At 27.6% G+C, this 14,183-nt stretch carries 11 protein-coding genes and 1 pseudogene; 11 read left to right on the top strand and 1 reads right to left on the bottom strand.

What is annotated here, in order from left to right; all coding sequences use genetic code 11:
* The first annotated feature begins 361 nt into the window (after positions 1–361).
* From KGF42_RS16990 to speB, 11 genes and pseudogenes are all read left to right on the top strand, one after another.
* On the top strand, positions 362–1,522 hold the full coding sequence (locus tag KGF42_RS16990; RefSeq protein WP_227823105.1) for a glucose-1-phosphate adenylyltransferase: 1,161 nt from the start codon (positions 362–364) through the stop codon (positions 1,520–1,522).
* 1 nt (position 1,523) lies between these two features.
* A complete protein-coding gene (glgD, locus tag KGF42_RS16985) occupies positions 1,524–2,654 on the top strand; it encodes a glucose-1-phosphate adenylyltransferase subunit GlgD (RefSeq protein WP_227823104.1) in 1,131 nt (376 codons plus the stop codon).
* A gap of 28 nt (positions 2,655–2,682) precedes the next feature.
* Positions 2,683–4,125, top strand: a complete 1,443-nt coding sequence (gene glgA / locus KGF42_RS16980; protein ID WP_227823103.1) for a glycogen synthase GlgA — start codon at positions 2,683–2,685, stop codon at positions 4,123–4,125.
* A 13-nt stretch (positions 4,126–4,138) separates the two neighbouring features.
* On the top strand, positions 4,139–6,559 hold the full coding sequence (locus KGF42_RS16975; protein WP_227823102.1) for a glycogen/starch/alpha-glucan phosphorylase: 2,421 nt from the start codon (positions 4,139–4,141) through the stop codon (positions 6,557–6,559).
* Positions 6,560–6,563: 4 nt separating this feature from the next.
* Positions 6,564–8,429, top strand: coding sequence for a glycoside hydrolase family 13 protein (locus KGF42_RS16970; RefSeq protein WP_227823101.1), 1,866 nt, complete (start codon positions 6,564–6,566; stop codon positions 8,427–8,429).
* A 316-nt stretch (positions 8,430–8,745) separates the two neighbouring features.
* The gene (locus KGF42_RS16965) at positions 8,746–9,384 is read left to right on the top strand and encodes a GntR family transcriptional regulator (protein ID WP_227823100.1); all 639 of its coding nucleotides are present in this window, start codon (positions 8,746–8,748) and stop codon (positions 9,382–9,384) included.
* A gap of 597 nt (positions 9,385–9,981) precedes the next feature.
* Positions 9,982–10,695 carry an aminotransferase class I/II-fold pyridoxal phosphate-dependent enzyme gene (locus KGF42_RS16960; RefSeq protein WP_227823099.1) on the top strand — a complete coding sequence of 238 codons (714 nt, stop codon included), beginning with the start codon at positions 9,982–9,984 and terminating at the stop codon, positions 10,693–10,695.
* A gap of 293 nt (positions 10,696–10,988) precedes the next feature.
* Positions 10,989–11,249 (top strand): hypothetical protein, encoded by a 261-nt coding sequence (locus tag KGF42_RS16955; RefSeq protein ID WP_255643569.1) that lies wholly within the window; start codon positions 10,989–10,991, stop codon positions 11,247–11,249.
* A gap of 58 nt (positions 11,250–11,307) precedes the next feature.
* Positions 11,308–11,722: pseudogene (gene speD, locus KGF42_RS16950) on the top strand (adenosylmethionine decarboxylase).
* A 29-nt stretch (positions 11,723–11,751) separates the two neighbouring features.
* The gene (gene speE, locus KGF42_RS16945) at positions 11,752–12,600 is read left to right on the top strand and encodes a polyamine aminopropyltransferase (protein ID WP_227826751.1); all 849 of its coding nucleotides are present in this window, start codon (positions 11,752–11,754) and stop codon (positions 12,598–12,600) included.
* Positions 12,593–13,471, top strand: coding sequence for an agmatinase (gene speB / locus KGF42_RS16940; protein ID WP_079739952.1), 879 nt, complete (start codon positions 12,593–12,595; stop codon positions 13,469–13,471). The genes speE and speB overlap by 8 nt, the downstream gene beginning before the upstream one ends.
* Before the next feature lie 179 nt (positions 13,472–13,650).
* Here speB and KGF42_RS16935 read toward each other — a convergent pair whose 3' ends face one another.
* A complete protein-coding gene (locus KGF42_RS16935; protein WP_003418660.1) occupies positions 13,651–13,851 on the bottom strand; it encodes a cold-shock protein in 201 nt (66 codons plus the stop codon).
* Positions 13,852–14,183: the final 332 nt, after the last annotated feature.

Below are 14,183 nucleotides of genomic sequence, written 5' to 3'. Positions count from 1 at the left end.
TATTAAATTATGTTTTACTATCATGAATTTAACAAATAAAAAATAAGTATGTTTATATGCCATAAAAAATTTATAAAAAATATTTTTTATATTTATAAAATAAAATTTGTATTATTTTTTAACTGATAATTGAATATTAATAAATACTATAGTGCTTATGGAAAATAATGTATACGTCAATAGGTTAATCACGGGGTATACATTATATCAATTGTTTAGTTGATATTATTTTATTTTTATTAAGGTATTATTTAAGCAACATTTATATACAACTATATACAACATTTATTGACTGATAAAGTTTATAAAAGTAAAAATGCAATTATAAATATTAATTACTAGATGAGGGGAGTGTCATTAAATGAAAAAAGAGATGTTAGCTATGATTTTGGCAGGAGGGCAAGGTTCAAGATTAGGAGTTTTTACAAAAAGAATTGCCAAACCAGCCGTATCATTTGGAGGCAAGTATAGAATTATCGATTTTGTATTAAGTAATTGTTCAAACTCTGGTATTGATACTGTAGGTGTTTTAACTCAATATAGACCACTGATATTAAATTCACATATAGGTATGGGAAGTCATTGGGATTTGGACAGAATAAATGGTGGTGTATATGTTTTACAGCCATTTATGAATGAAAAAGAGGGAAATTGGTATAATGGTACAGCACATGCAATATATCAAAATATGGATTTTGTAGATACTTATAATCCAGAATATGTATTGATACTATCTGGTGACCATATATATAAAATGGATTATAGTAAAATGTTGAAATTTCATAAGGAAAAAGGTTCTAAGGCTACAATAGCAGTAATTGAAGTTCCTTGGGATGAGGCTTCTAGATTTGGGATAATGAATACAAATGAAGATTCAAGTATCTATGAATTTGAAGAAAAACCAAGTGAACCTAAGAGTAATTTGGCATCTATGGGAGTGTACATATTTGATTGGAAAATGTTGAGAAGTTATTTTAAGGAAGCAGAAGGAAATCCAGAAATAAATTATGATGATTTTGGAAAGAATTTAATACCTAAAATGTTAGAAGATAATGTTGGAACGTATGCTTATCCATTTAAGGGATACTGGAGAGATGTAGGAACTATACAGAGTCTATGGGATGCTAATATGGATATAATAAAGTCTCCAGAAACACTTGATTTAGCAGACCCTAAATGGAAGATATATACAAATACTATGGCAATGCCTCCACAATATATAGGCAAAAATGCAAATGTTCACAGATCAATGATAGCAGATGGTTGTAGAATTTTAGGTGAAGTAGGTAACTCTGTATTATCACATGGGGTTGTCGTTGGCAAAGGAAGTAAAGTAATTGATTCAGTAATAATGCCAAACGTTGTAATAGGTGAAAATGTAACTATAGAAAAAGCTATGATAGGTGAGTGTGCAACTATAAATGATAATGTTCAGATAAAAAATGTAAATAATGAAATAAATGTAGTTTCTGAGTATGAAAATATCGAACCTAGATGCGTATTAATAGAAGGAGGTCTTTAAAATGAGAAATGAATGTTTAGGGATAATAAATTTAAACAAAAAAGGAGACCCAGTAATAAATAAACTTAACTATGGAAGACCAATAGCATCTACGCCAATAGCTGGAAGATATAGAATAATAGATTTTGCTTTATCTAACATGATAAATTCAGGAATCACTAAAGTTGGAATATTCGCAAAGGAAAAATACAGATCATTGACAGACCATATAGGTAGTGGGAAAGATTGGGATTTAAGTAGAAAAAAAGGTGGCCTATCAATTTTTAGTCCAGAAAACACTAAGTATAGAAATACTTACTCACATAGACAAGGTGACATATATACTATCTTGGCTAATCTAGATTATATAGAAAAGAGTGAAGAAGAATATATTTTAATAGCTCCAAGCTATATGTTATGCAATTTAAATTATTCTCAGGCCTTGGAATATCATAAAAAATCTCATAATGATATAACTATAATATATAAAAATGTAAATAATGCAAATAAAGATTTTGATGGTAACTTAACTCTAAATTTAGACAGTAACAATAGGGTAATAAATGTTGGAAATAATTTGGGTAAATTCCCTAGAGCAAATATATGTATGGAAACGTATATTATGAAGCGTGAAGATTTTGTTGAATGTATATATAATATTGTAAATAAAGGTAGTTATTGTTATTTAGAAGAATTCATTATTGAAGAAGCAGAAAACATGAAAATAGGAGCTTATGAATATACAGGATATTTAAAATGTGTAAATTCTGTTGAATCATATTTTGAAATGAGCAAAGATTTATTAAATTTAGAAGTTGCTGATGAATTATTGTATTCTGAAAGAAAGATATTTACAAAAGAAAAGAATGAATCTCCTACAATTTATACAGATAGTGCTAAAGTAGAAAATAGCTTTATAGCATCTGGTTGTTTAATTGAAGGTACTGTAAAAGATAGTATCATATTTAGAAAGGTCAATGTTGAAAAAGGAACAGTTATAGAAAACTCAATAGTAATGCAAAATTGTGTAATAAAGTCAAATGCAAAATTATACAATGCAATATTAGATAAAAATACAAGTGTATCAAATGGGAAAGAGTTAAGAGGAGATGAAAAATATCCTCTTGTAGTAGAAAAGAATACAAATATATAAATAAATTTTTTAGAAGGGGGAGTGACTAATGAAAGTTTTTTATGTAACAGCAGAGTGTTGGCCCTTTGCAAAAACTGGAGGATTAGGAGATGTTTCTTATGCATTGCCTAAAGAATTAAAAAAAGAAGGTGTAGATGTAAGGGTGATAATGCCTAAATATTCAACTATACCAAGTTATTTAAAAGATCAACTAAAAGAAATAGCTGTGTTTAGTGTACGTGTTGGATGGAGAAATCAATATTGTGGTCTTTTAGAAATGGAATTAGATGGTGTAAAATTTTACTTTATAGATAATGAATTTTATTTTAGAAGAGAAGATGAAAAAAAGAGCATCTATGGGTATGGAGATGATGCAGAAAGGTATACTTTCTTTACAGATGCTGTCTTAGAAGCTATAAGTAGAATTGATTTTTATCCAGATGTAATACATATAAATGATTGGCATACAGGTATGTTACCATTAATTCTAAAAGAAAGATATGCAACCCTTGAGGGGTATAAAAATATAAAAACTATGTATACTATACATAATCTGCAATATCAAGGTGTGTTTGATAAGTATGTTTTAGATGATATATTGGATTTACCTCAAAAATACTTTGATAATGGAGATATAGAATATTATGGTTCAATAAATTTTATGAAAGCTGGAATAAATTTTGCAGACAAAATTATAACTGTTAGTCCTACTTATGTAAATGAAATACAAACACCTTTTTATGGTGAACAATTAGATGGACTACTTAGAAAAGAATCAGAAAAATTAAAAGGTATATTAAATGGTATAGATTATGATTTAAACGACCCTGCAAAAGATAAAGATATATTTGTTCATTATGATGTAGATTCTATTGATAAAAAGATAGAAAATAAATTGAGATTACAAGATATATTGGGACTTAAAAAAGATTCATCTATTCCATTGATAGGTATAGTTTCAAGATTGGTTTCTCAAAAAGGATTTGATTTAATAGCGTATATGATGCCTGAACTTATGAGAGAAGATTTACAGATTGTTATTTTAGGAACTGGAGAGCATCAATATCAGTCAATGTTCAATTATTATGATTCTAATTTTTCAGATAAAGTATCAGCTAGAATTACTTTTAATTCATCATTGGCTCAGCAGATATATGCTGCAAGTGATATGTTCTTAATGCCATCACTATTTGAGCCTTGTGGTATAGGGCAAATGTTGGCTATGAGATATGGTTCTTTGCCAATAGTTAGAGAAACTGGAGGGCTTAAAGATACTGTAATACCTTATAATAAGTTTACTGGTGAAGGTAATGGATTTAGTTTTAAAAATTACAATGCTCATGAGATGTTTTTCTGTTTGCAAAATGCAATCAAAGTGTTCAAAGATAAAGAAAAATGGATGAAATTAGTTGAAAATGCAATGAACACAGATAATAGTTGGAAAAAATCAGCTAAGGAGTATATAGAAACATATAAAGACATATGTGATTAAAGGAGTGGTTTTTTTGGTAACAATAAGCAAAAAGAAATTCAAGCAAAAATTTGAAGTGAAAATGTATAGCTTATATGCACAATCTATCAAGGAAGCTACTGATGAACAATTGTTAAATGTATTATGTAGTCTACTGAAAGATGAAATAGCAAAAAAATGGGTTGCTACAAAGTTGGATAAGAAAAAAGAAGTTTATTATTTTAGTTTGGAATTTTTAATAGGAAGGCAATTAAAATCTAACTTACTAAATTTAGATATTGAAGAAGAAGTTAGAGAAGGTTTATCAGAGTTAGGAATTAACTTAGATGATTTAATTGAAGCTGAAGTAGACCCAGCCTTAGGAAATGGTGGTCTTGGTAGATTAGCAGCTTGCTTTTTAGATTCTATGGCATCTTTGAATATAAGTGGTCAAGGATATGGAATAAGATATAAATATGGTCTATTTGAACAAAAATTTGTAAATGGTTATCAGGTAGAAGTACCTGATAACTGGCTTATAGAAGGACGATATGCGTGGGAAACTGTAAGACCAAATGAAGCAACAATGGTGAAGTTTGGTGGTGAGGTAGAATTAATCAAGGAAGGTAGTCATTTAAAAGTAATTCATAAAAACTACCTTCCTGTAATGGCAATGCCTTATGATATACCAATAATAGGATACCAAAATCAATGTATAAACACTTTAAGATTGTTTAAAAGTGAAATACCAAAGAGAGATTTTGGTGAACTTACTTCAAATGCTTTAAATTATTCTGGTAGCTATGAAGAGGCTTTAAAACATAAGTATTATACTGAGGAAATATCGCAGGTATTGTATCCAGACGATTCAAATTATGCAGGCAAGTTATTGAGATTAAAACAAGAATACTTTTTTGTAAGTGCAGGGATACAAGATATAATAAGAAAATATAAAAAGAATAAATTTAATATCACTAATTTATTTGATAAGGTAGCAATTCATATAAATGATACACATCCTACCTTATGTATACCAGAACTTATGAGAATTTTGCTTGATGAAGAAGACCTATCTTGGGACGAAGCATGGGAAATAACTAAAAAAACAGTATCTTATACTAATCATACTATAATGTCAGAAGCAATGGAAAAATGGCCTGTAAGTATGATGAAAGAACTATTACCTAGAATTTATATGATAATAGAAGAAATAAATAGAAGGTATGTAGAGGAATTAAATAATAAAGGGTATGACCAAGATAGAATAAAAAGAATGAGTATAATAGACTGGGACAACATCAACATGGCAAACTTATGTATTGTCACAAGTCACAGTGTAAATGGAGTTGCTAAGCTTCATACTAATATTCTTGAAACTGAGGTATTGAAAGATTTCTATCAAGATGAGCCAAATAAATTTAATAATAAGACTAATGGAATTGCACATAGACGATGGCTTATAAGTTCAAATCCCCAACTTAGTAATTTAATTACAGATTTAATTGGTGATTCGTGGAAGAAGGATACTTTGCAGTTAAAAAACATTGAAAAATTTAAAAATGATTCTTCTGTTTTACAGAGACTTGATGATATAAAATACAATAATAAAGTAAATTTAGCAAAGTTTATAAAAGGTAAATACGATTTAAATATAGACCCAAGTTCAATATTTGATGTTCAGGTTAAGAGATTACATGCGTATAAAAGACAGTTGTTAAATATATTTAATGTACTTCATATGTATCATGAGTTGCTTGATAATCCCAACCTAAATCTTGACCCGAGAACTTTTATATTTGGAGCAAAAGCAGCACCAGGATATTATTTAGCTAAATGTATAATTAAATTTATAAACTCTGTTGCAACTACTATAAATAATGATGTTAGAGTAAAAGATAAGTTAAAAGTAGTATTTTTAGAGAATTATGGAGTATCATTAGCAGAGATAATAATACCAGCAGCAAATGTTAGTGAGCAAATTTCAACTACAACAAAGGAAGCATCTGGAACAAGCAATATGAAGTTTATGATGAATGGTGCTATAACTTTGGCTACACTTGATGGTGCAAATATAGAGATATGTGAACAAGTAGGTAAAGAAAATATGTTTTTATTTGGGCTTAGTGCAGAACAAGTACTAAATTATAATAAGTATGGTGGATATTCTTCACTTGACCTGTATCATTCTAATATGGATATAAAAAGGGTAGTAGATGACTTAATAAATGGATTTATTCCAAATTTAGGTGAAGAAGGAAGAAGTATTTATAATGCACTTACTACTTACAATGATGAGTATTTTGTATTAAGAGATTTTGAAAATTATGGTCAAGCTCAAGCAGATATAAACAGGTTATATAGAGATAAAGAAAAATGGAATACAATGTCTTTAGTTAATATAGCTAACTCTGGATTTTTCTCTTCAGATAGAACAATTTCTGAGTATGCAAAAGACATTTGGTTTAAAAGGGTGTGATTAAATGCAAAATGTAATAGAATATAACTCTTGGGATAAAAATTTTAAGGCTCCGTTTGGAGCTTTAAAATTTGATGAGGAATTGACCATTTATGTTAAAGTAAATGAGGGATATAATGTCAAGTCTATTTCCCTAGAAATAAATAGAGAAGAAGAAATGAAAACAATAACTTTAAATGAAGAAGTAGATAATGATAAACTTGGAAAATGCTTTTATGGTAAGATTGAAAAATTTGATAATACAGGTGTTTATTTTTATTATTTTAAAGTTGAGGTTGAAATAGATGGTTATAAAAAGACCCTATTTTATGGAAAGAATAGAGATAATGGATACTCTTGTGAATATAATTATAATGATATTAATAAATATCAAATCACTGTTTACAAAGATTTTAAAGTACCAACATGGTACAAAGAAGGAATACTTTATCATATATTTGTAGATAGGTTCAATAATGGGAATCGTAATGGTAAGGTTGATAATCCTAAAAAAAATAGTTTCATATATGGAAATTGGGAAGATATACCTATGTACATAAAGGATAGTCAAGGGGATATTATAAGATGGGATTTCCATGGTGGAAATTTAAGAGGAATAATCAATAAACTTGGATACCTAAAAAAATTAGGTGTAAGTATACTATATCTAAGCCCTATATTTGAAGCCTCTAGTAATCATAAGTATGACACAGGTGACTATAAAAAAATTGACCCAATGTTTGGGGATGAAGATACATTTAAAGAGCTTATTAATAAAGCAAAAGAAAAAGATATATCAATAGTATTAGATGGTGTTTTTAGTCATACTGGAGCAGATAGTAAATATTTTAATATGTATGGAAACTATAATAGCTTAGGAGCATATCAATCAAAGGAATCTCCATATTATTCGTGGTATATGTTTGAAGAATTCCCTCAAAAATATAAAAGTTGGTGGGATGTTAAGACATTGCCAAATATAAATGAATTAGAAAATAGTTATATGGATTATATAATATATGATAAAGATAGTGTTATAAACAAGTGGATAGATATGGGTGTTAAGGGCTGGAGATTAGATGTTGCAGACGAATTACCAACTAAGTTTATAAGAGAGCTAAAAAAGGAACTAAAAAAAGCTGATAACGATTCAATTCTTATAGGAGAAGTATGGGAAGATGCATCAAATAAGATTAGTTATGGTCAAAGAAGAAGTTATCTATTAGGTGAAGAATTAGATTCTGTTATGGGGTATCCTTTTAGAAATAACATGTTTTCTTTCTTAAAAGGAGAAATTAATTCATGTGAACTTTGTAATAGATATATGCAGATTAAGGAAAATTATCCAAAAGAATCATTTAAGTCTAATTTAAATTTAATTGGAACACATGATGTTACAAGAGCTAAAACTGAATTAAATAATGATGGAGATTTAGTGAAGCTTGCTGTAGCTATACAGATGACATTTGAGGGAGTACCATATATATACTATGGGGATGAAGCAGGTCTTTGTGGAGGTGTCGACCCAGACAATAGAAGAACATATCCATGGAAAAATGAAGATGAAGATATGCTTAACTTCTATAAGGATATTATAAAAATTAGAAATAAGAATAAACTTTTAAGTTCTGGAAGTACAGAATTCATATATACTAGAAATGACTCTGTGTTTGCCTTTATTAGATTTAATGAGGACAATGATAGAATAATAATTTTAGTAAATAGAAGTGAGAATATTGAAAGTGTATCATTAAATATAGAAGGAAGTTTTATTGAGGAAATATCTATAAAGTATAGCTCTAAGAAGGTAAGTAACAGTATACCAATTGAAAATAATAAATTGAAAGTAGATTTAGATTCTAAATCATTTAGAGTTTTTAAAGTAAATTAAATATGTGAGTTTAGAAAAAATAAATAGAAAAGAAGTGGGTGTCTCAAAATGAACTTTTTAGTTGATGAGGCACTCTTTTTTGTATGAAATCAAATATATTTTCATCATTTTAACAATGAAAAAAAGGCTTATCTCTATTTTGAGACAATCCATTTTTGTAAATTATTATAAGAATTTTAGTATTTCAAAATATTACAAAGAAGTATAAAAAATATCATAATTGTGATATTATATAAATTAGTAAGATAAAACTAACCTCTCTACCAAAGTTGTAGGGAGATTTAACTTTTATAATCTTAATATGGAGGAGCGTCTTATGAAGGTAGATCCACTTACAACTCAAGTATATGACTATATATCAAAGAAAATCCAAAATGGAGAGTATGAAGCTAATCAGAGAATTACTGAATCTGAGATTTGTAAATCTATCGGAGTTAGTAGAACACCGGCGAGGGAAGCACTAACGAGATTAGCGGGTGAAAATTTACTAGAAAAGATACCTAATAAGGGATTTGTAGTAAAAGAATTTCAAGAAAAGGAAAAATTAGACACCTATTCTGTAATTGGAGTATTGGATGCATTAGCAGGTTCTTCAGCAGTACAAAATTTAACTGAATCAGACTTAATAAAAATGGAAGAATTAACAGAAATGATGACGGTCTCTATAAAGTATAAAAATTACAATAACTATTTAAAATTAAGTAATGAATTTCACGATATATACATAGCTAAATCAGAGAATCAAGTGTTAATAAATCTATTAAACTCTTTAAGATATAATTTTATGTCAAAGTCATATACTAGTGATAATGAAGATGAGCTATATAAAATGCTGTCATACAGCAATAATCAACATATTGATATAGTAAAATCTATGAGAGAGAATGATTTAGAAAATGTTGAAAGAATTTTGAGAGAACATTGGAAAACGATACCTATAGCAGAGATGGTATAAGAGAAGCTTTTATAAAGTTTCTCTTTATTTTTTTATATGATTTTTCTATTTTTTGTTAATTATTAAAGTTAAACTAAGAATAAAGTTAATCAAAAATATAAGCAAAAACTCTAAAGTACTATGATAAAATAGGGATATTAAGACCAGTATATGTAAATTAAGAAAATAAATTTTAATATAAAATTAAAATGAAAAAATAGGAAAATTATTTAGTCTAACTAAACTAGTAATTTTAATATATGAAATAAGAATAATATAAAAGTTTAGTAATAAAATACTTACAAATTAAAAATAGTAAACTCAAAAACTTACTAAATCTCAAAAAAACAAAAGTACTAAAAAAATAAAAAATAAAAAAGTTTATAAATACTAATTTTTGAAAAAATTAATATAAACAACGAAAAATAAAAAAGTTTATAAATATTGATATAACTAATGTAGATGTTTTTGTATAACTTCAAAAAAACACTTGTAAAAATATTCAAATGTTAATATAATAAATATCATGAGTTTAATAAAAGTAAAAATAAAAAATAGAAATAATAAATAATAAATATTAAAAATATTTGAATATAGAGAGGGGATGAATTCAAAATCATGGATAGTGAGTTCGCAAATGCAGTTGAATTAAGCTATGAGTGTGCTCCATTATTAGAGTCGCTAAAGGAATACTCAGAAAAAGATATAGCTTGTTTTGATGTACCTGGACACTTAAGAAATAGAGGTGTAGATATATTAAATAAATATCTAGGTGAAAATCTCATGAAAATGGATATAAATTCATCACCAACTATGGACAATGTATCTGCCCCAAATGGAGTTATAAAAAATGCTCAGGATTTGTTAGCACAAGCATATATGGCTGATGAAGCATTCTTTATAACTAATGGAACAACTCAAGCAATACATGCAATGATTTTAAGTGTGATAAATCCAGGTGAAAAAGTATTACTCCCAAGAAATATACATAAATCGGTGATAAATGCATTAATACTTTGTGGAGGAATACCAATATTTATACAACCGGAATTTGATGAACAACTAGGTATAAGTTTAAATATTACTCTTGAAAAAGTTAAAACAGAAATAGAAAAAGATTGTAATATAAAAGCATTATTTTTTCTTAATCCAACTTACTATGGGGTTTGCGCAGACCTTGAGAGTATTATAGAGCTATGTCATAAAAATAATGTTTTAGTGTTAGTGGATGAAGCTCATGGTGCTCATTTTCCATTTCATTTAGATTTACCTCCTTCTGCAATAAGCTTGGGAGCTGATATGGTAGCTGTGAGTATGCAAAATCTAGATTAAATAAAATTAATGGAATAAAGGTACTATCTACTGAAATATTAAAACAAAAAGGTGCTGACTTTATAGACGAAACAAAATTATGTATAAATGTAAAAGAATTAAATTTAACTGGATTTGAAGTCTACGATTTATTATATAAAAATTTTTCAATTCAAGTAGAATTAGGAGATTCGTACAATATTCTGGCACTTGTATCTATTGGGACAAATAAATCAGATATAGATAGATTAGTAAAAGCACTTTCTATAATTTCAAATGTTTATAGAAAAGAAGCAACATTAAATGAATTTAATATGGTTCAAATAAACCCAACTATTAAGCTCAATCCAAGAGAAGCTTTTTATGCACCAAAAGAAAGTGTAGAAATTAATTCGTGTATAGATAGAATTTGTGGAGAATCAATAATGGCATATCCACCAGGAATACCAATTGTTGCTCCAGGTGAGTTAATAACAAAAGAAATTATGGAATATATTATTTTCTTAAAAAATAGCAATGCATATCTAACAGATGTGCAAGATAAAAACTTAGATAGAATACTTGTAATAAAATAAAGTGATTTATTTTTAGAGGCTAAGAGTTTATTAAAAATATAAAGGAGTTGGGATTGAAATGAAATTTGAAACACTAGGCAGACATATACTAGTAGAATACTATAATTGTGATGAAAATGTACTTAAAGACCTACGTCTTATAGAAAATTTTATGAATGATTCAGCACTAAATGCAAAAGCTACAATCGTTGATTCTGTATTCCACCATTTTAATCCTTGGGGGGGTTTCAGGAGCTGTTATAATTGCTGAATCTCATTTGACAATACATACATGGCCTGAATATGGTTATGCAGCAGCGGATTTTTTCACTTGTGGTGATATAGACACATGGAAAAGTTTTGAATTATTAGAACAACTTTTAAAGTCAGAAAGAAGTGAGTCCACAGAAATTCCAAGAGGTTTAACTACAAAAATTAAAAAATACTCAAAAAAAGATTTGGGTAAGATTACTCATAAACCAGAAGCAGTCTAAAATATACAAGAGAAAGTGAGGATTATTATATGGAACTTTGGTATACAGAAGAATGGACAGAAAATGTAAGATTTTCTATAAAAGTAAACAAGCATCTATTTGAGGGTAAGTCCCAATTTCAGAGGATAGATGTATACGATAGTGATGAATTTGGAAAGTTTTTAACGATAGATGGATTAATGATGGTAACGTATAAAGATGAGTTTATATATCATGAGATGATAACTCATGTTCCTATGGCTACAAATTTAGACATCAAAAAAGCATTAGTCATAGGTGGAGGTGATGGTGGTACAGTAAGAGAATTAAGCCGTTATCCTCAAATAGAAAAGATTGATATGGTTGAAATAGATAAAATGGTTGTAGATGTATCTAAAGAATATATGGATATCTGTTCATGTAAATTAGATGATAAAAGAGTAAGTTTATATTTTGAAGATGGTGTTAATTTTGTTAAGTGTGCTCAGGATAAATCTTATGATTTGATAATCGTAGATTCAACTGACCCAATAGGACCAGGAGAAGGTCTTTTTTCAACTGATTTTTATAGGGATTGTTACAGAGTGCTGACTGATGATGGGATTTTGGTAAATCAAAGTGAAAGTCCTTATTTTGACTTCAATGCTAGAGAAATGAAAAGAGCTAATAAGAAGTTAAAAGAAATATTTCCAATATCTGAAGTATATCAAGCACATATACCAACATATCCATCTGGTCATTGGCTGTTTGGATTTGCTTCAAAAAAATTCAATCCTATAAAAAATCAAGATAAAGATGGATGGGAGAAATTAAATTTAAAAACTAAATATTATAATAGCAATATACATTTAGGTTCATTTATGTTGCCACAATATGTAAAGGAGATGTTAGATGAATAATAATTTCTATCATATGAATACCTTTATGAGTATGGACAAAAATTATGAAGAATCTAATCTGATAGTATTTGGTGTTGGATTTGATGGAACAACTTCTAATAGACCTGGAGCTAGATTTGCAAGTAGTTATATGAGAAAAGAGTTTTATGGTCTTGAGACGTATAGCCCTTTTTTAGACTTGGATTTAGAAGATTATGATATATGTGATTATGGAGATTTAGAAATTAGTGTTGGAAACACAGAACAAGTATTAAAAGAAATCTATCAAGAAACATATAAGATTGTTAGAGATTCAAAGGTTCCATTTATGATTGGAGGAGAGCATTTAGTTACATTACCAGCTTTTAAAGCGGTATATGAAAAGTATAATGATATATATGTAATTCATTTTGATGCTCATACAGATTTAAGGGAAGAATACAATAATAGTAAAAATTCTCATGCAACAGTAATTAAAAGGATATGGGATATTATAGGAGATAATAAAATATTTCAGTTTGGGATAAGATCTGGTACGAAAGAAGAATTTAAATTTGCGACAGAGCAAAAACACACATATATGGAAATAGGAGGAATAGATACATTCGAAAATATAGTTAATATGCTAAATGGAAAGAATATTTATTTGACTATAGATTTAGATGTATTGGATGCGTCTGTATTTCCAGGAACAGGTACACCAGAACCTGGTGGTATAAATTATAGAGAATTTCAAGAAATTTTTAAAATTATAAAAAATTCTAATATAAATATAGTTGGTTGTGATATTGTAGAGTTAAGCCCTGATTATGATACTACAGGTGTATCAACTGTAATAGCCTGTAAAATTTTAAGAGAGTTATGTTTAATAATATCTGATAAAATTAAATAGAGGATTTTATATTAATAGTATATATTATAATATAATAAGTTATTTTAAAAAAGTTGTTTTAAGTTTGATACTTTTTAAAGTAACTTTTTATTTTTTGTAATGAGCAATAAATAGAATGAACAACAAAAAAGAGCCCTCGATAGCTCCTTTTTTAAAATATATATATTTAAATTAAATAATTATATTCTATTTACGTTTTCAGCTTGAGGACCTCTATTGCCTTGAGTTATATCAAAGCTAACCTTTTCGCCTTCTTCTAAAGTTTTGTATCCATCATTTTGTATAGCTGAGAAATGTACGAAAACATCATCTTCTCCCTCTACAGATATGAATCCAAATCCTTTTTCATTATTAAACCATTTTACTATTCCGTTTTTCATTATAAGAAAACCTCCGCTTTATTAAAAAATACAAACTAAAAAAATAAGTCTGTTCTATTAATATAGCACAAATTTTAAATAAAAGCAAATAAAATTTTTAAAAAAATTAATTAATTTTAGAATTTAAGAAAAATTGTTAAATAATCTAGCGAGAAGTAATACAAAATTTGACAAAAATATGGACATAAACAATAAATTAAATATCAAAAAATGTAATAAAAATGACTATAAATTAAAAGAAAAATTAAAATATATAATAAAAAATATTATATAAATCATTAAAAACTAAAAATAAAAATAGTGAAATTTCAGAAATATCAATAATATTATAT

The organism is Clostridioides sp. ZZV15-6383 (assembly GCF_020657735.1).
Lineage (GTDB): Bacteria > Bacillota > Clostridia > Peptostreptococcales > Peptostreptococcaceae > Clostridioides > Clostridioides difficile_D.
Note: the sequence above shows the minus strand (reverse complement) of the source record. Positions and strands in the feature narration are given on the sequence as shown.